This window comes from Pseudomonas sp. JUb52 (genome assembly GCF_004341115.1).
Taxonomy (GTDB): Bacteria; Pseudomonadota; Gammaproteobacteria; order Pseudomonadales; family Pseudomonadaceae; genus Chryseomonas; species Chryseomonas oryzihabitans.
This window is the reverse complement of the sequence record NZ_SLYS01000002.1, coordinates 30,644-56,621: the sequence shown is the minus strand read 5'-3', so window position 1 is coordinate 56,621 and position 25,978 is coordinate 30,644. Positions and strand designations below refer to the sequence as shown.

At 67.1% G+C, this 25,978-nt stretch carries 17 protein-coding genes; 10 read left to right on the top strand and 7 right to left on the bottom strand.

The features are described from left to right. Window positions 1-22 precede the first annotated feature (22 nt). Together EC839_RS03430 and EC839_RS03425 are read right to left on the bottom strand one after the other, a co-directional pair. Entirely contained in the window at window positions 23-1,231 is a 1,209-nt protein-coding gene (locus EC839_RS03430) for an MFS transporter (protein WP_007158426.1), read from the bottom strand. Continuing rightward, the gene (locus tag EC839_RS03425; protein ID WP_077172780.1) at window positions 1,228-2,436 is read right to left on the bottom strand and encodes an MFS transporter; all 1,209 of its coding nucleotides are present in this window, start codon (window positions 2,434-2,436) and stop codon (window positions 1,228-1,230) included. Before EC839_RS03425 ends, EC839_RS03430 begins: the two co-directional genes overlap by 4 nt. 133 nt (window positions 2,437-2,569) lie before the next feature. On the opposite strand from EC839_RS03425, the gene EC839_RS03420 reads away from it, so the two are divergent. Next, the gene (locus tag EC839_RS03420) at window positions 2,570-2,983 is read left to right on the top strand and encodes a DUF192 domain-containing protein (protein ID WP_007158424.1); all 414 of its coding nucleotides are present in this window, start codon (window positions 2,570-2,572) and stop codon (window positions 2,981-2,983) included. A 237-nt stretch (window positions 2,984-3,220) separates the two neighbouring features. On the opposite strand, the gene EC839_RS03415 is transcribed toward EC839_RS03420, so the two are convergent. Together EC839_RS03415 and xthA are read right to left on the bottom strand one after the other, a co-directional pair. Further along, entirely contained in the window at window positions 3,221-4,576 is a 1,356-nt protein-coding gene (locus EC839_RS03415; protein WP_007158423.1) for a substrate-binding domain-containing protein, read from the bottom strand. A gap of 70 nt (window positions 4,577-4,646) precedes the next feature. Further along, window positions 4,647-5,459 (bottom strand): exodeoxyribonuclease III, encoded by an 813-nt coding sequence (xthA, locus tag EC839_RS03410; RefSeq protein ID WP_007158422.1) that lies wholly within the window; start codon window positions 5,457-5,459, stop codon window positions 4,647-4,649. Window positions 5,460-5,580: 121 nt separating this feature from the next. Between xthA and EC839_RS03405 the strand changes: the two genes are divergently transcribed. The 7 genes from EC839_RS03405 (at window position 5,581) to EC839_RS03375 (ending at window position 20,710) form a co-directional block, all read left to right on the top strand. Further along, complete coding sequence (locus EC839_RS03405) at window positions 5,581-7,314, top strand: autotransporter assembly complex family protein (RefSeq protein ID WP_219860009.1); 1,734 nt, start codon at window positions 5,581-5,583, stop codon at window positions 7,312-7,314. After that, window positions 7,311-11,003 (top strand): translocation/assembly module TamB domain-containing protein, encoded by a 3,693-nt coding sequence (locus EC839_RS03400; RefSeq protein ID WP_007158420.1) that lies wholly within the window; start codon window positions 7,311-7,313, stop codon window positions 11,001-11,003. The genes EC839_RS03405 and EC839_RS03400 overlap by 4 nt, the downstream gene beginning before the upstream one ends. Before the next feature lie 80 nt (window positions 11,004-11,083). Continuing rightward, window positions 11,084-11,584, top strand: coding sequence for a thiol peroxidase (gene tpx, locus EC839_RS03395; protein WP_007158419.1), 501 nt, complete (start codon window positions 11,084-11,086; stop codon window positions 11,582-11,584). 159 nt (window positions 11,585-11,743) lie between these two features. Next, window positions 11,744-12,979 (top strand): MdtA/MuxA family multidrug efflux RND transporter periplasmic adaptor subunit, encoded by a 1,236-nt coding sequence (locus EC839_RS03390; protein ID WP_007158418.1) that lies wholly within the window; start codon window positions 11,744-11,746, stop codon window positions 12,977-12,979. Window positions 12,980-12,988: 9 nt separating this feature from the next. Then, window positions 12,989-16,120 (top strand): multidrug efflux RND transporter permease subunit, encoded by a 3,132-nt coding sequence (locus EC839_RS03385; RefSeq protein WP_007158417.1) that lies wholly within the window; start codon window positions 12,989-12,991, stop codon window positions 16,118-16,120. Between the two features lies 1 nt (window position 16,121). Further along, the gene (locus tag EC839_RS03380) at window positions 16,122-19,232 is read left to right on the top strand and encodes an efflux RND transporter permease subunit (RefSeq protein WP_007158416.1); all 3,111 of its coding nucleotides are present in this window, start codon (window positions 16,122-16,124) and stop codon (window positions 19,230-19,232) included. Then, window positions 19,229-20,710, top strand: a complete 1,482-nt coding sequence (locus EC839_RS03375) for an efflux transporter outer membrane subunit (RefSeq protein ID WP_007158415.1) — start codon at window positions 19,229-19,231, stop codon at window positions 20,708-20,710. Before EC839_RS03380 ends, EC839_RS03375 begins: the two co-directional genes overlap by 4 nt. Before the next feature lie 301 nt (window positions 20,711-21,011). Here EC839_RS03375 and EC839_RS03370 read toward each other — a convergent pair whose 3' ends face one another. Next, a complete protein-coding gene (locus EC839_RS03370; protein WP_007158414.1) occupies window positions 21,012-21,323 on the bottom strand; it encodes an SCP2 sterol-binding domain-containing protein in 312 nt (103 codons plus the stop codon). 258 nt (window positions 21,324-21,581) lie between these two features. Between EC839_RS03370 and sohB the strand changes: the two genes are divergently transcribed. Both sohB and EC839_RS03360 read left to right on the top strand, forming a co-directional pair. After that, window positions 21,582-22,607, top strand: coding sequence for a protease SohB (sohB, locus tag EC839_RS03365; protein ID WP_007158413.1), 1,026 nt, complete (start codon window positions 21,582-21,584; stop codon window positions 22,605-22,607). Between the two features lie 50 nt (window positions 22,608-22,657). Continuing rightward, window positions 22,658-23,650, top strand: a complete 993-nt coding sequence (locus EC839_RS03360) for a YhdH/YhfP family quinone oxidoreductase (RefSeq protein ID WP_007158412.1) — start codon at window positions 22,658-22,660, stop codon at window positions 23,648-23,650. Window positions 23,651-23,711: 61 nt separating this feature from the next. Here the strand turns inward: EC839_RS03360 and EC839_RS03355 are convergent, their stop codons facing one another. Further along, a complete protein-coding gene (locus EC839_RS03355; RefSeq protein ID WP_007158411.1) occupies window positions 23,712-24,212 on the bottom strand; it encodes a DUF934 domain-containing protein in 501 nt (166 codons plus the stop codon). Further along, a complete protein-coding gene (locus EC839_RS03350) occupies window positions 24,196-25,854 on the bottom strand; it encodes a nitrite/sulfite reductase (RefSeq protein WP_007158410.1) in 1,659 nt (552 codons plus the stop codon). The genes EC839_RS03355 and EC839_RS03350 overlap by 17 nt, the downstream gene beginning before the upstream one ends. Between the last annotated feature and the right edge of the window lie 124 nt (window positions 25,855-25,978).

Here is a 25,978-nt window from a genome sequence, read left to right as displayed (position 1 = left end):
CGGATCCGCTCTCACCTGCCGGTCAGGCCTGCGCCAGGTCAGGGCGTTCGCGCAGCGCTCGGTGATAGAGCAGGGCGCTGAGCCCGAGGCCGGCCAGGGCCATGAGGCCGGCGAAGAGGAAGATGGCGCTGAAACCGAAGCCGTTGGCGATGGCTCCGGCCAGCGGGCCGGTGATGCCCAGGGCCAGATCCAGGCACAGCGAATAGGCGCCCAGGGCAGCACTGCGATTGGTGGGCGGTACCTTGACGATGGCTTCCACCCCCAGGGCCGGATAGACCAGCGACAGCCCGAACCCGGCCATGGCCGCGCCGATCAGTGCCATCTGCGGCGTGACCGCCAGCCAGAGCAGCAGCAGACCCAGGGTCTCGACGGTGAAACAGGCCAGGGCGACCCGAAAGCCACCCAGCTTGTTGATGGTGCCGGCGAACAGCAGTCGCGCGCAGATGAAGGCGGCGCCAAAGGCGGTCAGGCAGAAGGCGGCATTTGGCCAGCCGTTGCTCGCGTAGTAGAGCGTGACGAAGGTGGCGATGGCGCCAAAGCCGATGGAGCTCAGCAGCAGGCAGAGGCCGAAGGGGCTGATGCGCCAGAACACCTTGTGAAAGGGCAGTCGCTCACCGGGAATCACCGGCGCCGGCTCCTTGTTCCAGGCCAGGGCCAGGCCCAGCGCGCCTAGCAGCGCAATGGCCACGCCCAGGCTCCACAGGCCCAGGCCTGCGACCATGGCTACGCCCAGCGGAGCACCCAGGGCTAGGGCGCCATAGGCCGCGATGCCATTCCAGGAGATCACCTTGCTGACGTGCTGCATGCCGACGCTGCCCATGCCCCAGCTCAGGCAGCCGGTGCCTATCATGGCCTGGGACATGCCGAGGATGATCCTGCCGACGATCAGCAGGCCCAGGCTCAGGCCAGGCACGCTTTGCAGCGAGGTGGCCAGAAGCGTGAGCACGCCACAGGCGACGCAGCCGAACAGCCCGTAGATCACCCCACGCTTGGCGCCGATGCTGTCGGCCAGCTTGCCGGCCAGGGGCCGGGTGAAGAGGGTGGCGAGGTACTGGATGCTGATCGCCAGTCCCGCGATGACCGAACCGTAGCCGAGATCGTCGTGCACATAGCCCGGCAGGATCGCCAGCGGCAGGCCGATCGCCAGGAACAGCAGAAAGCTGAAGACGACGATGGAGACGATACGCAGCGTGACGGCAAGGGAGCTGGCGGGTGGGGCGGTCGTGGTCATGGCTGTTCTCGAGAGGACTCGTCGAAACGGCAAAGGAGGCGAACGCTGAGCGCCAGGCCTGCCAGCGCGGCCAGCGCGGCGCAGAGAAAGCTCGCGGCATAGCCGAAATGGGTGGCCACGGCCCCGATCAGCGGACCGGTCACCGCCAGGGAGAGGTCGATGAACACCGAATAGCCGGCCAGGGCGGCGCCCCGGTTGGAGGACGGCACCCGCTGCACCGCTTCCACGGCCAGCGCCGGGAACACCAGCGAGAAGCCGATCCCGGTGAGGGCGGCGCCCACCAGGGCGGTGGTCACGCTGGGGGCCAGCCAGAGGACGGCCAGACCGACGGCTTCCACCGCCAGGCTGACGATGGCGACGCGAAAGCCACCGTGACGATTGATGGCGTTGGCGCAGACCAGGCGCACCCCGATGAAGAAGGAACCGAACACGGTCAGGCACAGGGCCGCGCCGCTCCAGCCCTGACTGGCGTAATAGAGGGTGATGAAGGTCGCCAGGGTGCCGAAGCCGATGCCGCCCAGCGCCAGGCCGAGCCCGAAGGGCAGGACCCGGCCCAGCACCGTGGTGAAGGGCAGGCGCTCGCCGCGGACCGGAACGATGGGCGGACGGGGCTTGGCGATGCGATAGCCCAGGGCGGCCAGGCCGATGATGCTGACGCCCATGATCCACAACCCCAGGGTATCCACCAGGACCACGCCCAGCGGCGCGCCTATGGCCAGGGCGCCATAGCTGGCGACGCCGTTCCAGGAGATCACCTTGGCGGTGTTGGCCGGGCCGACCCGGCCGATCGCCCAGGAGATGGCGCCGGTACCCGAGAGGCTTTCGGCGCAGCCCAGCACCAGTCGGCCGAGCAACAGGGCGACGAGGCTGACCCAGGGCCAGGCCTGCAGGAGCACCGATGCCAGCATCAGTACCCCGCTGAGCCCGCAGCCGAGCATGCCGTAGAGCACCGACTGCTTGGCGCCGACGGTGTCGATGATGCGCCCGGCATGCGAGCGCGAGAACAGCGTCGCCAGGTACTGACTGCTGATCACCAGGCCGGCGATGATGGAGTTGAAACCCAGCTGGTCGTGGACATAGCCCGGCAGCACGGCCAGGGGAATGCCGATGGTAAGGTAGGCGATAAAGGTGAAGAGCACCGTACCCAGGGTGATGCGGGTGGCCAGAGCGGGTGAGGGTGCGGGCGGTAGGCTGGCGGTCGACATCGGACTCGAGAGGTTGTCTGACAATGTGGGATAGATTGCTTTCGCCAGGTAAAGGTCACATGCGATGACATTTTTTGTCCATGCTCGAAAGCGAGCGAAACGGCGGCTGGGCCCGTGCCGGCTTGGCGCGCTGTTGCTGGCCACGCTGGTGGCCGTGCCGGCCTGGGCGGCACAGGGGGTCGAATTGCGGATCGGTGGGCAGCGCCTGACCGTCGAGGTGGCGGCGACGCCGGCGCAACGGGCCCAGGGACTGATGGGGCGACCGCCGCTGGCTGCCCGCGAGGGCATGCTGTTCGTCTTTGCCGGGGATGACGAGCGCTGCCTGTGGATGCGCGATACCCCCAGCGCCCTGGCGGCCGCCTTCATCGATGCCAGCGGCAGGATCCTCAACACGGTGGAGATGCAGCCGCAGACCGATACCCGGCACTGCTCGAGGGCGCCGGCGCGCTATGCGCTGGAAGCCCAGGCCGGCTGGTTTGCGGCGCGCGGGATCAAGCCTGGCGAATCCGTACAGGGATTGGAAGGGGTGGCGCCTGTATCCCGTTAAGCGCGTGCAATTGAAGTCTTTTATTATTTAAAAGTCATTCAAAAACATGGGGTTGAGAGATTTTGTTAGTGTTGAATCTAGGCGCTATGTGAGAAATCACTTTAAGTATGGTGTAGCGCTTGAAACGCAATCGGCACCTGTATCCAGGTGACTTGGCAACTGCCCTCTGCCCACGAAGGCGACCACGCCGTCCGTTGCTTCTTACCGTTTCCCGCAAGAGAACCAGCCAGGCGATCGCTAATGGATCCAGGCCTCGACGCGCCGGTTCTTCACTCGGCCATTGGCCGATAGCCCGGCAACCGGCAACTGGTCGCCCAGGGAAAGCAGTTCGCTGGCGAAGGCCTGCTGATGCCGCAGCGCTGTGGCCACCGCGGTGGCCCGCAGACGCGCCAGCAGAGATGCCCGTGCCGGATCCTCGGTGGCGTCGTTGAAGCCCACCAGGATCAGCTGCCGGTTGGCGTTCTCGGGCTGGCGCATAAAGGCGGCCAGTCGCTCGACATCGCGTAGCGCCTTGTTGTCCAAGCGTGCGCTGCCGGCGGTGAAGCGGAAGTTGACCGTGAGGCGCTGCGCCCGAAGCGCCAGCTCGCTGTAGGCGGGCGGCATGCCGCGAGTGTCGCCTATGGTCAGAGGCTCGATGCGCTGGGCGACGAAGCCGCTTTGCTGCACCACCGCCTGGCCCGCCGGGGTCTGGCTGAATTCCAAGAGGCTCCGCGTCCAATCCGAACGCTGAGCCGGCGGCGCATAAAGGAAGAGGCGGCGGGCGAGCGGATAGTCTTCGGTGGCGATGCTGGCTTCGCTGGGCGCGATGGCGCGGCCTTCGCCGTCGCGCAGGGCGAGTTTTGGCGCCCCGGCAGCCGCCGCCAGGCTGGTGAAGCCTATGCCGGCAGGGTCGTCGGCCACCCGCTGCGCCAATTCTTCGTTGGACTCGAAGCGCCGGGCGGCGGCGCTCAGGCGTTTGCCGGCCGGATTAAGGACCAGCTCGCGAAAGGTGTCGTAGGTGCCCGAGCGATCATCCCGCGCGTAGAGCCGGATCGGGCCGGGCGTGCCGCCCAGTTGTTGCCAGTCGACAATGTCGCCGGAAAAGACCTGCGCCAACTGCTGCAGATCGAGTTCCCGCAGCGGATTGCCGGGATGCACGATGATCGCCAGGCCATCCAGGCCGATGACGTATTCCGCCTCCTTGCTGCGCAGGTCACCCAGCTTGGCCAGGGCACTCACTTCGCTGTCGGTGATGGGGCGTGAGGCCGCCGCGAGATCGGTCGCCCCCGTGGCCAGGGCGGTAAAGCCGGTACTGGAACCATGGGCCGCGATCTGCACGGCCACGGTATTGCCCTGCGGGGCTCGGGCCACCAGTTGCCATTCGTCCATGACGGTGGTGGGCACCACCTGCGGATCCCGGTAGCCACGTTCGGCGAGCAGGGCCGCGACCAGCCGTGGCCCCAGCCGGGCATTGATGGTGTTGGAGCCCTGCAGGCGCAGGAGGATGGTCATGGACTCGCTGGCCAAAAGGGGTGAGGGCAGCAGCGGAAGCAGGGTCGCGAGCACCGCTCGCCGCAGAAAGGCGCGGCGGAATACCGGGGCGGAGCAATTCATGGGTCGGCCTCGAGCCTAAAGGCGAGGCCGACACCTTAGGGATGGCGCATGACGTCGATGTGACAGCCGCTCACGCCAGTTCCAGCCAGATCGGCGCATGGTCGGAGGGTTTCTCCATGCCGCGGATCTCGTAGTCCACTCCGGCGGAGACGATGCGCTCGCGCAGGACTCGCGAAGCGAGGATGGTGTCGATGCGCAGACCGCGCTTGGGCTCGTCCTCGAAACCGCGGCTGCGATAGGGGAACCAGCTGAAGCGGTCGTCGACTTCCGGATGCAACTGGCGATAGCTGTCGATCAGGCCCCAGCCCAGCAGCCGCTGCATCCATTCGCGTTCTTCTGGCTGGAAGCTGCAGGCGCCGGTACGCAGCCAGCGCTTGGCATTGGCGGCGCCGATGCCGATATCGCGATCCTGGGCCGAGATATTGAAGTCGCCCATCAGCAGCAAGGGCGTGTCCGGCGAGAAACGCTCTTCAAGTAGATTCTGAAGATCCGCGTAGAACTTTCTCTTGCCAGGGAATTTTGTCGGATGGGCAATGTTCTCGCCCTGGGGAAAATAGCCGTTCATGACCACCAGCGGCTGACCCTGGCGGTCGGCGAAGACGCCATAGATGAATCTCTTCTGGGACTCTTCGCCATCGCCGGGAAAGCCCTTGTGCAACTCCAGGGGCGCCAGGCGCGACAGCAGGGCCACGCCGTAATGACCCTTCTGGCCATGATAGTGCACGTGATAACCCAGGGCCTCGACCTCGGCCAGGGGAAACTGGTCATCCGAGACCTTGGTTTCCTGCAGGCCGATCACATCCGGCTCATAGCGTTCGATGATTGCAGAAAGTTGATGAGGTCTTGCACGCAAGCCATTGATATTGAAGCAAACTACCTTCATGACGCCCTCCCAAAACGTGGATGGCCCTAGCCTAGCAGAAAGCCTGTCGCCGAAGCGGCGAGCGGGCGAACCCTGGGCACTCCCGTCTGTCTCACAGCGCAACGCCCGTTAGCATCTCCGTATGAATAAGCCGAACGCTCTACGCCGCGCCCTGATTGGAATTTGTTGTCTGCACGGGGTGGCCTGGGCGGCACCTGCGGAAGTCAGCGTTCGCGTCCAGCCTGCCAATAACGCCTTGCGGGACAACATCCAGGCCTATATCGGCTCCGTCGAAGGACGCGATGTCGCCGGGCTGCAACGCCTGCGGCCGGCGACGGAGCGGCAAGCCGAGCAGGCGGCCCAGGCGCTTGGCTACTACCACGCGCAGATCGAGACCCGCGTCGAGCCGGGCGAGACGCCACGGCTGGTGGTCGAGGTACGGCCCGGCGAGCCGGTGAGGCTGCGTAACGTGGATATCCGTATCGAAGGCCCGGCGCGCGAGTTGCGCGCCTTTCGCCAGCCGATACCGGCCGGACTCAAGGCGGGCCAGCCGCTGAACCAGGGCCTCTACGAAGACGCCAAGAGCCTGATCCAGAATCAGGCGCAGCGGTATGGTTTCTTTCGCGGCACCTTTACCCAGCACCAGCTGCGGATCGATCCCGCCACCGGCTTTGCCGACATCGCCCTGGTGTTCGACAGCGGGCCGCGTTTCGTTCTCGGCAAGGTGTCCTTCGAAGGGGATGCGCCCTTCGATCCCGATCTGCTCCAGCGCATGGTGCCCTTCGCCCAGGGCACGCCCTACGATTCCGAGCTGATCGCCGATTTTCAGAGCAATCTACTGGCCAGCGGCTTCTTCGATGGGGCGCGGCTCGATACCTATCCCAAGCAGGAAGGCGCGGCCGAGGTGCCGGTGACGGTCACCCTGCGCACGCGCAAGCCGCGCACCTTCGGTTTCGGCCCCGGCTACTCCACCGATGTCGGCCCGCGGCTGAGATTCACCTGGGAAAATCACTGGCTCAATCCCCAGGGCCACAGCCTCGGTGCCGAGGCCGAGTTGTCGGCGCCGCGCCAGAGCATCGCCACCTGGTACGACATCCCCGGGCAGGACCCGATCAACGACAAGTTCCGCTTCGCCGGCGGCTACCAGTACGAGCAGATCGCCAACGACGACTCCCTAAGCCAGTTGCTGACCGTGGGTCCCGAGTGGCATCGCAAGTTTCCCAACGGCTGGGAGCGGGTGCTCTCGCTCAAGTGGCGCAACGAAAGCTATCGACTGGGCAATGACGAGGGCACCTCCAACCTGGTGATGCCGGGGGTGGATTTCTCCCTGCTGCGCAGCGACAACCGCATCGACCCCAATCGCGGCTACCGCCTCCAATTCGGCGTCTCGGCGGCGAAGGAGGGGTTGCTCTCGGATGCCAACATGATCCACACCACGGCGCTGGCCCGTGGCCTGATCACGGTGGGCGATGGGCACCGCTTCCTCGGACGCCTGCAGCTGGGCGGCAACTTCACCAATGGCTACAACAAGGTCCCGCCATCGCTGCGCTTCTTCGCCGGCGGTGACCAGAGCGTTCGCGGCTACGACTACCAGACCCTGTCGCCGGAAAACGACGAAGGCGACTACGTGGGCGGTCGCTACCTAGTCGCCGGCGGGGTCGAATACCAGTATCCCCTGCGCGACAAATGGCGGCTGGCCACCTTCATCGACCAAGGCAGCGCCTTCAACGACCTCAACAACTACGAACTCAAGACCAGCGTCGGCGTGGGCGTGCGCTGGGTCTCGCCGGTCGGCCCGATCCGCGTCGACCTGGCGCACGGCCTCGATGAACCCGGCGGTATCCGCCTGCACTTTTCCATAGGACCTGAGCTGTGAAGTCGGTAGGCGGTGTCATCCTTGGCGTACTGGCGGCCCTGCTGGGCGCCCTGATCCTGCTGCTGGCCCTGGTGCTGGGCAACGCCGGCGTCAGCCGTCTGGTGCTGGAACGGATCCCGGGTCTGACCCTGACCGAGTTCCAGGGGCGCCTGGGTGGCCAGTGGCAGGCCCGGCAGCTGGTCTGGGAGGGGGGCGCCACCCGGGTAACGGTCGAGGCCCCCGAATTCGCCTGGCGACCCGGCTGCCTGCTCAGGCTGCAGCTGTGCATCGATACCCTGGCTGCCACGCGCATCGCCATCGAGCAGGCGCCCAGTCCGGAGCCGGTGCCGGAAAAGAGCGGACCCATCCAGTTACCCAGCCTCGGCTTGCCGTTGGGGGTGCAACTGGGTGAGGTACGGATCGGCGAGGTCCTTTACAACGGCGCCGAGCAGGCCCGCGACCTGGAACTCCAGGCCCGCTGGCAGGCTGACGGGATAGCCATCGAGCGCCTGGCCGGCATGGCTCACGGCATCACCCTGGATACCCACGGCCGGTTGCAGCCGAGCGGCGCCTGGCCGCTGCAATTGCAGGGCACCCTCGGCCTGCCGGCGCCGGAGGCCGCGCCCTGGTCGCTGGCGCTCAAGCTGGACGGCGAATTGCAGAAGACCTTGCAGCTGGAGGCGGACAGCAGCGGCTATCTGCCCGGCCGCCTGACCGGCACGGTGCAGCCGCTGGCGGACAACGTCCCGGCCGATCTGCAACTGGTGGCCGATGGCTTCAAGGCGGCCGCCAGCCTGCCCGATACCCTGCGGCTGAACGACCTCAAGCTGACCGCGCGCGGCGATCTGGCTGCGGGCTACGCCCTGGTCGGCCAGGCGAAACTGCCGGGCGAGGGCGGTCCGGTGGACCTGAATCTGGAAGGCCGCGTCGATGCCAAGGGCGCGCGTATCGCGGCCTTGCGCCTCCAGGCCGCGCCCGAGCAGCGCGTGGCGCTGGCCGGCCAGATAGACTGGCAGCAGGGGCTCGCCGCCGACGCCACCCTGGATTGGCGCGATTTCCCCTGGCGCCGGCTGTATCCCATGGCGGAGCCCCCGGTGAGCCTGCAGCGTCTGCAGGGTGAAGTGGCTTATAGGGATGGCGCCTACCTAGGCAATCTCAAGGCTGCGGCCACCGGTCCGGCCGGTGCCTTCACCCTGGCCACCCCCTTCAGTGGGGATACCACCCAGCTCAATCTACCCTCGCTGGATCTCCAGGCCGGCCAGGGGCGGGCGCAGGGCAAGGTCAACCTGGGCTTCGCCGAGGGCGTGAGCTGGCAGGTGGCCCTCGACCTGAGTCGCCTGGATCCGGCCTTCTGGGTCGCCCAGCTGCCCGGCAGCCTGGCCGGTCCGCTGCGCAGTTCCGGTGCCTTCAAGGATGGCCGCCTGCAGCTGGATGCCGATCTGGACCTCAAGGGACGGCTGCGCAACCAGCCGGCCGTACTGACCGCCAAGGCCAAGGGTGCCGGCGAGCAATGGCAGGTCTCGCAGCTGGACATCCGCCTGGGTGACAACCGCATCCAGGGGCAGGGCGCCCTCGATCAACGGCTGCAGGGCCAGCTGCAACTGGATCTGCGGCGCCTCGGGCAGCTCTGGCCCGATCTGTCCGGCAGCGCCCAGGGCCGCCTGGATCTGGCCGGCACCCTCAAGGCGCCGGCTGGCCAGCTGCGCCTCGACGGGCGCCAGCTCGCCTATGCCGACAACCGCATGGGCAGCCTGGGGCTGGCGGCCACTCTGGACGATCGCCAGCGCGGCAAGTTGGAGCTGACCGCCCAGAGCCTGCAGGCGGCCGGGCGCGATTTCGGCGTCCTGCGCCTGCAGGGGCAGGGCGATCGCCGCCAGCAGCAGGCCGAGCTGTCGCTCAACGGGCCACAGCTCAACCTGGGGCTCGCAGCCGGCGGCACCCTGGCCGACAACGGTGACTGGAAGGGCCAGCTGGCCCGCGGCTCGGTTGCCGCCAGCGGCCAGAACTGGACCCTGCAAAGCCCCGCGCGCATCGAGCGCCTGGCCAACGGGCGCCTGGAGCTGGGCCGGCACTGCTGGCGGTCCGGCGCGGCCAGTCTCTGTGGCGACGATCAACAGCTGCTGCCCGACACCCGTCTCGCCTGGCACCTGCGCGCCTTCCCGCTCGCCAGTCTGCAACCGCTGCTGCCCCCGGAACTGGCCTGGCAGGGCACCCTCGATGGCGACGTCGACCTGCGCCTGCCCAAGGCCGGACCCGATGGCGAGATCCGTCTCCAGGCCGGCCGTGGCAGCCTCAAGCTGCGTGACGCGGCGGGCCAGTGGCAGACCTTCGGCTACGACAGCCTGGACGTCACCAGCGTCCTGAAGCCGCAGCAGGTGGACACCCAGGTGCGCCTGACCAGTGCCGACCTCGGCCGGCTGGATATCCAGGCGCGGCTGGATCCCCGCGATCCGAACCAGGCGCTGGCCGGTCGCTTCCAGTTGCAGGGCCTGAATCTGGCCCTCGGCAAGGCCTTCGTCGAAGGCATCGAACACCTCGAAGGCAAGATCAACGGTGCCGGCGAGCTGGGTGGGACCCTGCTGCAACCGCGGGTCAACGGCCAGATCCAGCTCAGTGGCGGCGACATCGGCGGCGGCAGCGTGCCGACGCGCCTGCAGGACCTTGGCCTGAACGCCCGCATCCAGGGCGACACCGCGCTGCTCGACGGCGGCTGGCGCAGCGGCACCCAGGGGCGCGGCCAGATCCGGGGCAGCGTCGGCTGGGCCAACGGCCTGGACGTCAATGTGGCGGTCACCGGCGACAAGCTGCCGGTCAACGTCGAGCCCTATGCGCAGCTGGAAGTGGCGCCCGATCTCAAGATCCTGATGAAGGACGGCCGCCTGGCCCTGGCCGGCGAGGTGCGGGTCCCCCGCGGGCGCATCCAGGTGCAGCAGCTGCCGCCGTCCACGGTCAAGGTGTCGGACGATGCCGTCATCGTCGGCCAGGAGGCGCCGGCCAGGCAGCAGGCGATGCAGATCGCCATGGACGTCGATGTGCTGGTCGGGTCCGACAAGCTCACCTTCGACGCCTTCGGCCTGTCCGCCGAAATCGTCGGCAAGGTGCACATCGGCGACAACCTCGATACCCGCGGCGAGCTGAACCTGCGCAACGGCCGCTACAACGCCTATGGGCAGCGCCTCACCATGAGACGCGCCCGGCTGTTCTTCCAGGGCCCCATCGCCCAGCCCTATATCGATGTGGAAGCCGTGCGGGTGGTGCAGGAGCAGAATGTCACCGCCGGCCTGCGGCTTTCGGGCTTCGCCCAGCAACCGCGCATCGAGGTGTTCTCCGAGCCGAGCATGAGCCAGGAGCAGGCGCTGGCCTACCTGGTGCTGGGGCGCCCGCTTTCCAGCGGCAGCGAAGGGGACAACAACGTGCTCGGGCAGGCGGCGCTGGCCCTCGGCCTGGCCGGCAGCTCCGGCACTGCCGGCGCCCTGGCGCAGCGGCTGGGCATCCAGAATTTCCAGCTGGATACCGCCGGTTCAGGCGACAAGACCAGCGTGGTGGCCTCGGGTAACCTGACCGACAGACTGTCGGTGCGCTATGGGGTAGGGGTGTTCGATTCGGCCAACACCGTCGCCCTGCGTTACCAGCTCACCCGCCGGCTCTATCTCGAGATCGCCAGCGGTCTGGCCAACTCCCTGGATTTTTTCTATCGCCGCGATTTTTGAAACAGGGGTGCGTAACGCTTTGATCGGCCGCGGAAAACGTGTTTACTCCCTGTCCCGTCTCATGAGAAAAGGAGCAGTTCATGGCAACCGTCAATTTGCGTGGCAACCCGGTCGAGGTGCAGGGCAACCTGCCGCAGCCTGGCCAGCAGGCCCCGGCCTTCAGCCTGGTCAATGGCGATCTGCAGGACATCACCCTGGCCAGCCTCGCCGGCAAGCGCAAGGTGCTCAACATCTTCCCCAGCGTCGATACCCCGACCTGCGCCGCCTCGGTGCGCAAGTTCAACAGCGAAGTCGACAAGCTGGATAACACCGTGGTGCTGTGCATCTCCGCCGACCTGCCGTTCGCCCAGAAGCGTTTCTGCGGTGCGGAAGGTCTGGAAAAGGTGGTGAACCTCTCCACCCTGCGCGGTGCCGAATTCCTGCAGAACTATGGCGTCGCCCTGGCCAGCGGTCCGCTGCAGGGCCTGGCCGCCCGCGCCGTGGTGGTGCTGGACGAGCAGGACAAGGTGCTGCACAGCGAGCTGGTACCCGAGATCGGCCAGGAGCCGGACTACGCGGCCGCACTCGCCGTTCTCGGCTGATCGGCGCCAACCCACCGCCCCGCGCGGTGGGCGTTTCGAGACGGGCAGGCGCCTTTTGTGTCTGCCCGTTTTGCTTTAGGTAAAAACGCGGTAAAGGGGCTGGTTAGCCGTCTCGCTACTGCTTATCTTCCGCCTTTCCCAGCGTGTACGTATCTTCCGATGTCCGACTCTTCGCCTCGCTCTTCCTCCCGTCGCCGACTGGTCTGGCTGCTCGTCCTCGTGGCGCTGGTGGCCGCGGGTGGCTGGTATTGGTATCACCAGCACGGCCAGAAGAACGAGGCCGCTGCCGGCAAGGGCGCGCGTTCGCCCTTCGGCATGACCGGCCCCACGCCGGTACGGGTGGTGGCGGTGGAGCAGCGCAGCTTTCCCATCGTGCGCAAGTCCATCGGCACGGTGACCGCGCTCAATACCGTCAATGTCCGCACCCGGGTCGCCGGCGAACTGGTGCGGGTGGCCTTCGAGGAAGGCCAGAAGGTCAAGGCCGGCGAGTTGCTGGCCAGCATAGATCCACGCCCCTATGAGGTGGCCCTGCAGCAGGCCGAGGGCACCCTGCAGCAGAACCAGGCGCAGCTGCGCAACGCCGAGCTGGATCTCAAGCGCTACCAGGGGCTGTTCCGCGAAGACAGCATCGCCAAGCAGACCCTGGATACCCAGGAAGCCCTGGTCAACCAGTACCGCGGCACCCTCAAGAACAGCCAGGCGGCGGTGGCCGATGCCAAGCTGAATCTGGCCTTCACCCAGATCAAGGCGCCCATCGCCGGGCGCGTCGGCCTGCGCCAGCTGGACGGCGGCAACCTGCTGTCCGCCAACGACAGCACCGTGGTGGCCGTGATCACCCAGACCCAGCCGATCTCGGTGGTCTTCACCCTGCCGGAAAGCCAGCTGGGCGAATTGCTCAAGCGTGCCCGCGCCGGCCAGACCCTGCCGGTCGAAGCCTGGGATCGCGGCGGTTCGCGCAAGGTCGCCGACGGCACCCTGCAGAGCTTCGACAACCAGATCGACACCGCCACCGGCACCCTCAAGTTTCGCGCCCGTTTCGCCAACGGTGACGAGGCGCTGTTCCCCAACCAGTTCGTGACCGTGCGGGTGCGCGAACAGGTGCTGGAGCAGGCCCTGGTGGTGCCTTCGGCCTCCATCCAGTTCGGCTCCAATGGCACCTTCGCCTACGTGGTCGGGGCCGACAACAAGATCCAGGTGCGCAGCCTCAAGCTGGGGCCGGATGACGGCAGCCTGACCGTGGTCACCGAGGGCCTGGCCGCCGGTGACCGGGTGGTGACCGAAGGCACCGATCGCCTGCGCGAGGGCAACGAGGTGGAGGTGGTCACCGGGGCCTCGGCGGCGCCCAGCGAACCGGCCAAGCCGGCGGTACGCAAGCCCGGCAAGACCCAGGGCTGACCGGCCGCGATGGATATCTCGCGCCCCTTCATCCTGCGCCCGGTCGCCACCACCCTGTTGATGGTGGCGTTGCTCATCGCCGGTCTGCTGGCCTATCGCCTGCTGCCGGTCGCGGCCCTGCCGCAGGTGGACTATCCCACCATCCGTGTGCTCACCCTCTATCCGGGCGCCAGTCCCGATGTCATGACCAGCGCCGTCACCGCGCCGCTGGAGCGCCAGTTCGGGCAGATGCCGGGCCTGTCGCAGATGGCCTCCACCAGCTCCGGCGGGGCCTCGGTCATCACCCTCAGATTCAATCTCGAGCTGGACCTGTCGGTCGCCGAGCAGGAGGTCCAGGCGGCGATCAACGCGGCCAACAACCTCTTGCCCAACGACTTGCCGGCGCCGCCGGTGTACAACAAGGTCAATCCGGCCGATACGCCCATCGTCACCCTGGCGATCAGCTCCAGGACGTTGCCGCTGCCCACGCTCTACGACCTGGTCGATACCCGCATGGCGCAGAAGCTGGCCCAGGTGAGCGGGGTGGGGATGGTCAGCCTGGCCGGCGGCCAGCGCCCGGCCGTGCGCATCCAGGTCGATCCGGACAAGCTCGCCGCCCACAACCTGACCCTGGCCGACGTGCGCAGCCTGGTCACCAGCGAGAACACCAACCAGCCCAAGGGCAGCTTCGACGGTCCCACCCGGGTGGCCACCCTGGACGCCAACGACCAGTTGCGCGACCCCAAGGCCTACGGTGACCTGATCCTCAACTACGCCGACAACGGCGCCCTGCGCCTGGGGGATGTCGCCACCATCGCCCAGGGCGCGGAAAACGACCGCCTGGCCGCCTGGGCCAATCGCAGCGGCGCCATCCTGGTCAATGTCCAGCGCCAGCCCGGCGCCAACGTCATCCAGACCGTCGACCGCATCCAGGCGCTCTTGCCCAGCCTCAGGGAAAGCCTGCCGGCCGGTCTCGACATCGCCGTGCTCAGTGACCGCACCGAGACCATCCGTGCCGCGGTCACCGACGTCCAGCACGAGATGCTGCTGGCGGTGGGGCTGGTGGTCATGGTCACCTTCGTCTTCCTCCGCCGCTTCAGCGCCACCCTGATCCCCTCGGTCACGGTGCCCCTGTCGCTGATCGGTACCTTCGGCGCCATGTACCTGGCCGGTTTCTCGCTGAACAACCTGTCGCTGATGGCCCTGACCATCGCCACCGGGTTCGTCGTCGACGACGCCATCGTCATGCTGGAAAACATCTCCCGGCATCTGGAAGAGGGCGCCACGCCCATGGAAGCGGCGCTCAAGGGCGCCCGCCAGATCGGCTTCACCCTGGTGTCCCTGACCGTCTCGCTGATCGCCGTGCTCATCCCGCTGCTGTTCATGCAGGACGTGGTCGGCCGGCTGTTCCGCGAATTCGCCATCACCCTGGCGGTGGCCATCCTCATCTCCCTGGTGATCTCGCTGACGCTCACGCCGATGATGTGCGCCCGGCTGCTCAAGCGTGAGGAGGCCGCGGAACATCGACTGGTCTGGCTGGAGCGGCTGATCGCCGGCTACGGTCGCGCGCTGCGCTGGTCCCTGGCCAACCGGGCGCTGATGCTGCTGCTGGCGGTGGCCACCTTCGTGCTCACCGCGGTGCTCTATCTGCTGGTGCCCAAGGGCTTCTTTCCGGCCCAGGATACCGGCTCCATCCAGGGCATCACCGAGGCGCCCCAGTCGATTTCCTTCCGCGGCATGAGCGAGCGCCAGCAGGCGCTGGCCGAGGTGGTGCTGCAGGACCCGGCGGTGGCGAGTCTGTCCTCCTACATCGGCGTCGACGGCGACAACGTCACCCTCAACAGCGGTCGCATGCAGATCAACCTCAAGCCCCAGAGCGAGCGCGACGTGACGGCCCAGGAGGTGATCGACCGCCTGCGTCCCGAGGTCGCCAAGGTGGTGGGCATCACCCTCTACATGCAGCCGGTGCAGGACCTCAGCGTCGAGGACCGGGTCAGCCGGACCCAGTACCAGCTCAGCCTGGACTCGCCCGATGCCACGCTGCTCGACACCTGGGTGCCGCGCCTGACCCAGGCCCTGCAGCAGCGCCCGGAAGTCACGGATGTCACCAGCGATCTGCAGAACAAGGGCCTGCAGCTGTACCTGACCATCGACCGGGACGCCGCGGCGCGCCTCGGTGTCCAAGTCTCGGCCATCACCGACGCCCTCTACGACGCCCTCGGTCAGCGGCAGATCTCGACCATCTACACCCAGGCCAACCAGTATCGGGTGGTGCTGGCCAGCGCCGCCGCCGACAGCCTGGGACCGGACGCCCTCAGCCAGGTCTGGGTGAAGGCGGGCAGTGGTACCTCGTCCAGCGGCAGCAGCGGCACCGGGACGGCCACTACCACTGAAACCACCACGGACACCAGTCGCGCCCCGGTGCGGCTGTCCAGCCTGGTGAAGATGGAGCAGCGGCCGACTCGGCTGGTGATCAATCACCTGAGCCAGTTCCCGGCGGTGACCCTGTCGTTCAACCTGGCCAACGGCGTTTCCCTCGGCGCCGCGGTGGCGGCCATCGACGCGGCCAAGCAGGAGATCGGCCTGCCGGTGGGCATCAACACCCATTACCAGGGCGCGGCGGCGGCCTTCCAGGCCTCGCTGTCCAGCACCCTGCTGCTGATCCTGGCGGCGGTGGTGGTGATGTACATCGTCCTGGGGGTGCTCTACGAGAGCTTCATCCATCCCCTGACCATCCTCTCGACGCTGCCCTCGGCGGCCATCGGCGCGCTGCTGGCCTTGCTGCTCACCGGCAACGACCTGGGTCTGATCGCGGTGATCGGCATCATCCTGCTGATCGGCATCGTCAAGAAGAACGCCATCATGATGATCGACTTCGCCCTCGACGCCGAACGGCACCAGGGGCTGAAGCCGGAGGAGGCCATCTACCAGGCGGCGCTGCTGAGATTCCGGCCGATCCTCATGACCACCCTGGCCGCGCTGTTCGGCGCGGTGCCGCTGATGCTGGCCACCGGCGCCGGCGCCGAGTTGCGCCAGCCGCTGGGCCTGGTGATGGTTGGCGGGCTGCTGGTCAGCCAGGTGCTGACGCTCTTCACCACCCCGGTGATCTACCTGGCCTTCGACCGCCTGGGCGAGCGCCTGGGTCGGCGCAGGACGGCCTGAGGTGAATCTCTCGGCACCCTTCATCGCCCGGCCGGTCGCGACCCTGCTGCTGAGCCTAGCGCTGCTGCTGCTCGGCGCCATCGCCTTTCGGCTGTTGCCGGTGGCGCCCCTGCCGCAAATGGACTTTCCCACCATCACGGTCTCGGCGACCCTGTCCGGCGCCAGTCCCCAGGTGATGGCCTCCAGCGTCGCCACGCCGCTGGAGCGTTCCCTGGGCACCATCGCCGGCATCAGCTCCATGACCAGCCGCAGCAGCCAGGGCTCGACCCAGATCATCATCCAGTTCGACCTGGACAAGGACGTCAACACCGCCGCCCGCGAGGTGCAGGCGGCCATCAACGCCTCGCGCAACCTCTTGCCCAGCGGCATGCGCCAGATGCCGCGCTATCGCAAGGTCAATCCGTCCCAGGCACCCATCATGGTGTTCTCCCTGACCTCCAAGACGCTGAGCAAGGGCGAGCTGTACGACCTGGCGTCCACGGTGCTGGCGCAGAGTCTGTCCCAGGTCAATGGCGTGGGCGAGGTGCAGATCGGTGGCAGCTCCCTGCCGGCGGTACGCGTCGAGCTGGAGCCGCGCCAGCTGGAGCACTATGGCCTGGCGCTGGACGACGTCCGCACCGCCATCAACAGCGCCAACCAGCGCCGGCCCAAGGGCGCGGTGGCCAATGACGAGCACAATTGGCAGATCCAGGCCAACGACCAGCTGTTCAAGGCGGCCGACTACGCGCCCCTGATCATCCGCTACCAGGATGGCGCGGCCTTGCGCCTGCGCGATGTCGCCAAGGTCAGCGACGCCGTGGAAGACCGCTACAACGCCGGCTTCTACAACGACCAGAGCGCCGTGCTGCTGGTGGTCAATCGCCAGGCCAACGCCAACATCATCGAGACCATCGCCGCGCTCAAGGCGCGCCTGCCGGCGCTGGAAGCCATCGTGCCCGCCAGCGCCCGCCTGGAAGTGGCCATGGACAGATCCGGGGTGATCAAGGCGACCCTGCACGAGGCCGAGCTGACCCTGATCATCGCCGTCTTCCTGGTGATCGGCGTGGTCTGGCTGTTCCTCGGTCGGCTGCGCAGCGCGGTGATTCCAGCCCTGGCGGTACCCATCTCCCTGGTGGGGACCTTCGCCGTCATGTATATCCTCGGCTTCTCGCTCAACACCCTGTCGCTGATGGCCTTGATCCTGGCGGCGGGGCTGGTGGTGGACGATGCCATCGTGGTGCTGGAAAACATCGCCCGCCACATCGACAACGGCATGGCGCCGCTCAAGGCGGCCTACCAGGGGACCCGCGAGGTCGGCTTCACCCTGCTGTCGATGAACGTTTCCCTGGTGGCGGTCTTCGTCGCCATCCTCTTCATCGGCGGTATCGTCGAGAAGCTGTTCCGCGAATTCTCCCTGACCCTGGCGGCGGCCATCCTGGTGTCGCTGGTGGTGTCCCTGACGCTGACGCCCATGCTCTGCGCACGCTGGCTCAGGCCCCATGATCCGGCCACCGAAAGCCGTCTGCAGCGCTTCAGCGAGCGCGCCCATCGTCGCCTGGTGGCGGGTTACGACCGCAGCCTCGGCTGGGCGCTGCGCCATCGACGCCTGACCCTGCTCAGTCTGTTCGCCACCATAGCGCTCAACGTGGCGCTCTATGTAGTGGTGCCCAAGACCTTCATGCCGCAGCAGGACACCGGCCAGTTGATCGGTTTCATTCGCGGCGACAACGCCCTGTCGTTCCAGGTGATGCAGCCGAAGATCGAGATCCTGCGCAAGTCGCTGCTGGCCGATCCGGCGGTGGCCAGCGCCTCCGGCTTCGTCGGCAGCTCCGGCTCCGGCAGCGGGGTGAACAACGCGGTGATGCTGATTCGCCTCAAGCCCATCGCCGAGCGCCAGCTGGATGCCCAGAAGGTCATCGAGCGCATCCGCGCCAATGCGCCCAAGGTGCCGGGTGCCCAGCTGTTCCTCATGGCCGATCAGGACCTGAGATTCGGCGGGCGCCAGCAGAGCACCTCGTCCTATGAGTACAACCTGCTTTCCGGCGACGTCGGGCTGCTGGAAACCTGGCAGCCCAAGGTGCTGGCCGCGCTCAAGGCGCTGCCGGAGCTGACCGCGGTGGACGGCCGCGAGGGCAGCACCCAGCAGATCACCCTGCAGATCGACCGCGAGAAGGCCAAGCGCCTCGGCGTGGACATGGAGACGGTGGCCGCGGTACTCAACAATTCCTTCGCCCAGCGGCAGATCTCGACCATCTACGAGCCGCTCAACCAGTACAAGGTGGTCATGGAGATCAATCCGCGCTATGCCCAGGATCCGACCGTCCTCGAGCAGGTGCGGGTCATCACCGGCAGCGGCGCCCAGGTGCCGCTGTCGGCCTTCGCCTACTACACCAACAGCCTCGCTGAGGACCGCGTCACCCACGACGGCCAGTTCGCCTCGGAAAGCATCAACTTCGACCTGGCGCCGGACGTCAGCCTGGAACAGGCGACCCGGGCGGTGCAGCGCGCCGTGGCCGCCATCGGCCTGCCCAGCGATGTGCAGGGGCGCCTGGGCGGCTCCGCGAACATCTTCGCCAGCACCGTGTCCGGGCAGCCGCTGATGATCCTCGGCGCCCTGGTGCTGGTCTACATCGTGCTCGGCGTGCTCTACGAGAGCTACGTGCATCCCCTGACCATCCTCTCGACGCTGCCGTCGGCCGGGGTAGGGGCCTTGCTGGCCATCCAGCTCACCGGTGGCCAGTTCAGCCTGATCTCCATGCTCGGGCTGTTCCTGCTGATCGGGGTGGTGAAAAAGAACGCCATCATGATGGTGGACCTGGCGCTGCAGCTGGAACGCCAGCAGGGCCTGACGCCCGAGGAAGGCATCCGCCAGGCCTGCCTGTTGCGCCTGAGGCCCATCCTCATGACCACCATGGCCGCCATCCTCGGCGCCGTGCCGCTGCTGATCGGCGATACCGAGGGCGCCGAGATGCGCCAGCCGCTGGGCCTGGTGATCGTCGGCGGCCTGGTGCTGAGCCAGATCCTCACCCTATACACCACCCCGGTGGTCTATCTCTATTTCGAACGCCTGCGCCGCCGCGTCAATCGCTGGCGCGGCATCCGTACCGACGCTGCCCTGGATACGCCGCTATGACCCCAATCCTGCGCCTGCCGACGCTGACCCTGGCTCTGCTGCTGGCCGGCTGTACCCTGGGCCCGGACTACCAGCGGCCGACCACCACGGTGCCGGTCGCCTATCGCCACGCCGAAGGCTGGCAGGCGGCCGCGCCCAAGGATCTGGAGATCCGTGGCGACTGGTGGCGGCGCTATGACGATCCGACCCTCGACCGCCTGATGGTCCAGCTCAACCAGCGCAACCAGAGCCTGGCCCAGGCCGAGGCGACCTATAGACAATCCTTGGCCCTGGTCAGCCAGGCGCGGGCGTCGCTGTTCCCGACCCTGTCCAGCAGCCTGGGCGCCACCCGCTCCGGGCGCGGGGGCGGTTCCGGCAGCAACACCGTCATCCGCAACTCCAATGGCACCAGCAGCACCTTCAGCAGCGGTGGCTCCAGCACCATCAGCAACGCCTACGACGCCAGCCTGGGAGTGAGCTGGGAGCTGGATCTTTGGGGTCGCGTGCGGCGCCAGGTGGAGGCGGATCGGGCCTCTGCCCAGGCCAGCGCCGCGGAGCTCGCGGCCACCCGCCTGAGCCTGCAGACGCAACTGGCGACCAACTACCTGCAACTGCGCGTACTGGACGCCCAGCAGCGCCTGCTCGACGCCACCGTAGCCGCCTACGAGCGATCCCTGCGCCTGACCCAGAACCAGTACCGCGCCGGCATCGTCACCCCGGCGGATGTGGCCCAGGCCACCACCCAGCTGAAGAGCACCCAGGCCGACGCCATCGACCTCAGGTATCAGCGTGCCCAGTTGGAAAACGCCATCGCGGTGCTGGTCGGCGAAGTTCCGGCCAATTTCCAGCTGGCTGCGGTCAAGACGATTCCCGAGTTGCCGCCGCTGCCGAGCGCCGTGCCCTCGACGCTGCTGGAGCGGCGTCCGGACATCGCCCAGGCCGAACGCCAGGTCATGGCCGCCAATGCCGCCATCGGCGTCGCCGAAGCCGCCTACTATCCCGACCTGACCCTGAGCGCCAGCGGCGGCTACAGCGCCAGCCAGTGGGGCAGCCTGATCAGCACGCCGAATCGCTTCTGGTCGATCGGGCCGTCCTTTGCCCTGTCGCTGTTCGATGGCGGCCTGAGACGCGCCCAGGTGGAGTCCGCCGAGGCCAGCTACGACGCCAGCGTCGCCGGCTATCGCCAGACCGTGCTGGATGGCTTCCGCGAGGTGGAAGACTATCTGGTGCAGCTGCGCACCTACGGCGACGAAGCCGGCGTGCGCCAGGAGGCGCTGGATGCCGCGCGCCGCGCCCTGCAACTGGCCGAGAACCAGTACCAGGCCGGCCTGATCGGCTATCTCGACGTGGTCACCCTGCAGACCACCGCCCTGAGCAACGAGCGCACCAACCTGACCCTGCTCGGCAGTCGCCTCAGCACCAGCGTCCAGCTGATCGCCGCGCTCGGCGGTGGCTGGGATGGCAATCTCACGCCGCCCGCACCGCCGCGGCGGCCCTGATCCCGGGCACAAAAAAGCCACGCAGATTCTAGATTGGCGAGGCTGCGGGCGCGCTAACGGTCGAGGCACTACGGCCGATCGCGGATGTGCCGGAGCAGATGGAGCTGAACGCCTGCGTGGATAGCCCCCTCGCCCCGCGGGAGAGGGGTGGGGTGAGGGGGCCTTTGCCGCGAAGTCTCCAGTGGAAAAGGCTGCGCCGTTTTCCACGCTACTGCACGGGATGGCAACATCACGCGTCCGGCGGCCCTGACGGCGGGCACAAAAAAGCCGGGCGATGGCCCGGCTTTTTCACGACTGGCGCTTAGTTGGGGAAGAGTTCGCCCAGCTTCATGCTCAGCATCATGTTGCCTTCGACGCGCAGCTTGCCGGACATGAAGGCCTGCATGCCGTCGGTTTCGCCGCTGACGATACCGGCCAGGGTAGCCTGGTCCATGATCAGGGTGCAATCCGGGTCGGCGGCGTCGCCCTGCTGGACGTCGCAGGTGCCGTCCTTGACGACCACGTAGTAATTGTCACCACCCTCGACGTCGAATTGATAGGTGAGGTCCAGGCCGGCCGCGGCGGAGGGGTCGAACTTGCTCTTCAGGGTGGCGATGGCTTCGGCTGCGCTCATGGCGAGGGTCCTTGTGGTCTTTTTCGATGAGGCCCACTCCAGGCGGAGGGGCAGGGCACTGGACCGAGGGTAGGGGGCGGCAGGAGGCCTGTCAACGGATATTCATACGCTTGTTTGAAAGCCCTGGGCAGGCGCACGACCTGCTCGCTGCGAATGACCAGCCCGTGCAAAAGACCGCCCGGGAGTCGCCGAGTTTCTATCGGTCGGGCGACTCGGTATGCTGGGCAGGGCACTGCTGCCGCCATCCTAGGAGAGTCCGTGGAGTTTCTTGCCGACTATGCCAGTTTCCTGGCCAAAACCGTCACCGTGGTGGTCGCCATCATCGCCGTGCTGCTGTTCACCGCCGCTGTCCGCGGCCGCAACCGGCGCAGCTCGGCCGGCCAGTTGCAGGTGCAGAAGCTCAACGACTTCTATCGCGATCTGCGGCTGAGGTTGCAGCAGAGCGTGCTGGGCAAGGAGGCCTTCAAGGCCCTGCGCAAGCGCGAGACCAAGGCCGAGAAAACCAAGCGCAAGAGCGAGACCGGCAAGTCGCGGGTCTATGTGCTCGACTTCCATGGCGACATCAAGGCCACGGCCAACGAACACCTGCGCAACGAGATCACCGCGGTCCTGACCCTGGCGACGCCCAAGGACGAGGTGGTGGTGCGGCTGGAAAGCGGCGGTGGCCTGGTGCACAGCTATGGCCTGGCCGCCTCGCAGCTGGCGCGTATCCGCCAGGCCGGGATCCCCCTGACCATCTGTGTCGACAAGGTGGCGGCCAGCGGCGGCTACATGATGGCCTGCATCGGCGATCGCATCCTTTGCGCGCCCTTCGCCATCCTCGGTTCCATCGGCGTAGTCGCCCAGTTGCCCAATGTCCATCGCCTGCTGAAGAAGCACGACGTGGACTTCGAGGTCTTCACCGCGGGCGAGTACAAGCGCACCGTCACCGTATTCGGCGAGAACGACGAGAAGGGCAAGGAGAAATTCCAGCACGACCTGGACACCACCCATGTCCTGTTCAAGAACTTCGTCGCCCACTACCGGCCGCAGCTCAACATCGACGAGGTCGCCACCGGTGAGGTCTGGCTGGGCCAGGCCGCGCTGGGCAAGCAGCTGGTGGACGAACTGCGTACCAGCGACGAATACCTGGCCGAACGGGCCCAGGTGGTCGAGGTCTTTTCGCTGCGCTTCGTCGAAAAGAAATCCCTGCCCGAACGCCTGGGCATGGCGGCGAGCCTCGGTGTCGATCGTCTAGTGACCACCTGGTGGGAGCGTCTGGGCGAGTCGACCCGCTGGCGCTGAGGTCCATAGGACTGGCGGCCCCATAACAAGACTCCAACGGAGGTTCTGCGATGAGCAATTTTCAGGCGCTCTGGGTGACCGAAGGGGCCCATGGTGCTTTCCGGCAAGAGGTGGTGACACGCACCCTGGACGACCTGCCCGCGGGCGAGGTGCTGATCCGGGTGCGCTACTCCTCGCTCAACTACAAGGACGCGCTCTCGGCCATCGGCAACCGCGGCGTGACCCGGCGCTATCCCCATACCCCGGGGATCGACGCGGCGGGCGTGGTGGAGCAATCCAGCGCGGGCGAATTCGCCGTGGGCGACGAAGTCCTCGTCACCGGCTATGACCTCGGCATGAACACCCCCGGTGGCTTCGGCCAGTACATCCGGGTGCCGGCCGCCTGGGTGATCCGTCGCCCGGACAATCTCGGTCTGCGCGAGGCCATGGTGCTGGGCACCGCGGGTCTCACCGCGGCGCTGTGCGTCGAGAAGCTCGAACAGATGGGTCTGACCCCGGAGGCCGGCACCGTGCTGGTCACCGGTGCCAGTGGCGGCGTGGGCAGCCTGGCGGTCAAGCTGCTGGCGCGGCTCGGCTATCACGTCGCGGCGTCCACCGCCAAGCTGGAGCGCGCGGAGTGGCTGCATCGCTTGGGCGCCCGGCAGATCCTCGACCGTGCGACCCTGGCCGATGGCGTCGGCAAGCCGCTGCTGGACCAGCAGTGGGCCGGCGCGGTGGATACCGTCGGCGGCGACATCCTCTTCAACGTCATCAAGTCGCTGGAATACGGCGGCAGCGTGGCCTGCTGCGGCATGACGGCAGGCACCAAGTTCGAAGCCGGGGTCTTTCCCTTCATCCTGCGCGGGGTCAATCTGCTGGGCGTGGATTCCGTCGAGTTGCCGCTGATGGCCAAGGCCGCGCTCTGGGACAAGCTTTCGGTGCAGTGGAAGCTCGACGACTTGGACAGCCTCACCCGCGAGGTCGGCCTGGAGGAACTGCCCGATACCATCAGCCAGATCCTCGCCGGCAAGATGGTGGGCCGCGTGGTGGTCGATCTCGGTTGAGCGAAGGCCAGGCAAAAAGAAACCCGCCATGGCGGGTTTCTTTTTGCGTCCAAGCCCGCGATCAGGCCTGGCGACGGCGGAACAGCGGCTCCGGTTGGTCGACGGCGCTCTGGTAGGTCACGCTGAAGTCGCGCAGACCGGCCAGGGCCGCTTCCGGATCGCGGTCGGCACGGACCACGTAGGCGTCGAAGCCGCAGCGCTTGAGAAAGAACAGCTGGTCCTGCAGCACATCGCCGATGGCGCGCAACTCGCCTTTCCAGCCGAAGCGCTCGCGCAGCAGCCGGGCATAGGAGTAGCCACGACCGTCGACGAACGCCGGGAAGTTGATGGCGATCAGGGCGAAGTGCGCGAGGTCGCCAGCGATGCTTTCCGGCTCTTCGTCGCTGTCCAGCCAGATGCCCAGTTTGCCGTCGCGGCAGGTGAGGGCATGGCCGTGCTCCAGCCACAGTGCGGCCGGGATGATCACGTCGTCGCTGTTGGGGACGTCTGCCAGGGCGACGTCCTTGGGCAGCAGGTGCCAGTTGTCGGTAACCAGCTGGTCGCCCTTAATGATTCTTTGCATAGACGCGCTCCTTGAAGGGGTCGATACCGATACGGCGGTAGGTGTCGATGAAGCGCTCGTCTTCGGTGCGTTGCTCGACGTAGACGTTGATCAGCTTGCCGATCACCTCGGGCATCTGGTCCTGGGCGAAGGAGGGGCCGAGGATCTTGGCCAGGGTGGCGTCACGGCCGGCGTCGCCGCCCAGGGACACCTGGTAGAACTCCTCGCCTTTTTTGTCCACGCCGAGGATGCCGATGTGGCCGACGTGGTGGTGGCCGCAGGCGTTCATGCAACCGGAGATGTTGAGGTCCAGTTCGCCGATGTCGAACAGGTAGTCCAGGTCGTCGAAGCGGCGCTGGATGGCTTCGGCGATGGGGATCGACTTGGCGTTGGCCAGGGAGCAGAAATCACCGCCCGGGCAGCAGATCATGTCGGTCAGCAGGCCGATGTTGGGGGTGGCGAAGCCGTGCTCGCGCAGTTGGTGCCAGAGCTCCAGCAACTGGTCCTGGCGGACGTCGGCGAAGATGACGTTCTGCTGGTGGGAGGTGCGCAGCTCACCGAAACTGTAGCGATCGGCCAGGTCGGCCATGGCGTCCAGCTGGCGATCGGTGACGTCGCCGGGGGCCACGCCGGTGGGCTTGAGCGACAGGGTCACGGCGACATAGCCCGGACGCTTGTGGCGGAAGGTGTTGCGCTGGCGCCAGCGGGCAAAGCCGGGGTGCTCGGCGTCCAGGCGGGCAAGGGCCTCGTCCTGATCCTGCAGCTCGGCATAGGCCGGATCGACGAAGAAGGCGGAGACCCGCGCGACCTCGGCTTCGGTCAGGGTGATGGGACCGTCCTTGAGGTGGGCCCATTCGGCCTCGACCTTTTCGGCGAAGGCCTCGGCGCCCAGGGCCTTGACCAGGATCTTGATCCGGGCCTTGAACTTGTTGTCGCGGCGACCGTAGCGGTTGTAGACCCGCAGGGTGGCTTCCAGGTAGCTGAGCAGGTGCTGCCAGGGCAGGAACTCGCGGATGAATTCGCCGGTATGGGGGGTACGGCCCTGGCCGCCGCCGACCAGCACGCGGAAGCCCAGCTCGCCGGCCTCGTTGCGCACCGCTTCCAGGCCGATGTCGTGCACCTCGATGGCGGCGCGGTCCAGGGCGGCGCCGTTGACGGCGATCTTGAACTTGCGCGGCAGGAAGGCGAATTCGGGGTGGAAGGTCGACCACTGGCGGATGATCTCGCACCAGGGGCGCGGATCGATCAGCTCGTCATGGGCGACGCCGGCGAACTGGTCGGTGGTGGTGTTGCGGATGCAGTTGCCGCTGGTCTGGATGGCGTGCATCTGCACGGTGGCCAGCTCGGCGAGGATCTCGGGGACGTCTTCCAGCTCCGGCCAGTTGAACTGGAAGTTCTGCCGGGTGCTGATGTGGGCGTAGCCCTTGTCGTAGTCACGGGCGATCTGCGCCAGCTTGCGCACCTGGGTGGTGTTCAGCAGGCCATAGGGCACGGCGACCCGCAGCATGGGCGCATAGCGCTGGATGTAGAGACCGTTCTGCAGGCGCAGCGGGCGGTATTCTTCGCCACCCAGCTCTCCGGCCAGGAAGCGGCGGGTCTGGTCGCGAAACTGGGCGACACGTTCTTCGACGATCCGCTGATCGTACCTATCGTAAACGTACATGGTCATCCTGCTGTCAGGCGGCGCGCACGGCTGCGCGTGATCGAAGTCTTGGGCACCCCGGGGGCGCTCTGGCGACTTTTCTAGGCCGTGCACGATAGCAGCAGGTCTATATGCTTAAAAGCGA

Bases quoted from the DNA above. Each gene is read 5' to 3' on its own strand.
- EC839_RS03430 (WP_007158426.1), bottom strand. From the start codon at position 1,231: ATGACCACGACCGCCCCACCCGCCAGCTCCCTTGCCGTCACGCTGCGT.
- EC839_RS03425 (WP_077172780.1), bottom strand. From the start codon at position 2,436: ATGTCGACCGCCAGCCTACCGCCCGCACCCTCACCCGCTCTGGCCACC.
- EC839_RS03415 (WP_007158423.1), bottom strand. From the start codon at position 4,576: ATGAATTGCTCCGCCCCGGTATTCCGCCGCGCCTTTCTGCGGCGAGCG.
- xthA (WP_007158422.1), bottom strand. From the start codon at position 5,459: ATGAAGGTAGTTTGCTTCAATATCAATGGCTTGCGTGCAAGACCTCAT.
- EC839_RS03405 (WP_219860009.1), top strand. From the start codon at position 5,581: ATGAATAAGCCGAACGCTCTACGCCGCGCCCTGATTGGAATTTGTTGT.
- tpx (WP_007158419.1), top strand. From the start codon at position 11,084: ATGGCAACCGTCAATTTGCGTGGCAACCCGGTCGAGGTGCAGGGCAAC.
- EC839_RS03390 (WP_007158418.1), top strand. From the start codon at position 11,744: ATGTCCGACTCTTCGCCTCGCTCTTCCTCCCGTCGCCGACTGGTCTGG.
- EC839_RS03385 (WP_007158417.1), top strand. From the start codon at position 12,989: ATGGATATCTCGCGCCCCTTCATCCTGCGCCCGGTCGCCACCACCCTG.
- EC839_RS03375 (WP_007158415.1), top strand. From the start codon at position 19,229: ATGACCCCAATCCTGCGCCTGCCGACGCTGACCCTGGCTCTGCTGCTG.
- EC839_RS03370 (WP_007158414.1), bottom strand. From the start codon at position 21,323: ATGAGCGCAGCCGAAGCCATCGCCACCCTGAAGAGCAAGTTCGACCCC.
- EC839_RS03360 (WP_007158412.1), top strand. From the start codon at position 22,658: ATGAGCAATTTTCAGGCGCTCTGGGTGACCGAAGGGGCCCATGGTGCT.
- EC839_RS03355 (WP_007158411.1), bottom strand. From the start codon at position 24,212: ATGCAAAGAATCATTAAGGGCGACCAGCTGGTTACCGACAACTGGCAC.
- EC839_RS03350 (WP_007158410.1), bottom strand. From the start codon at position 25,854: ATGTACGTTTACGATAGGTACGATCAGCGGATCGTCGAAGAACGTGTC.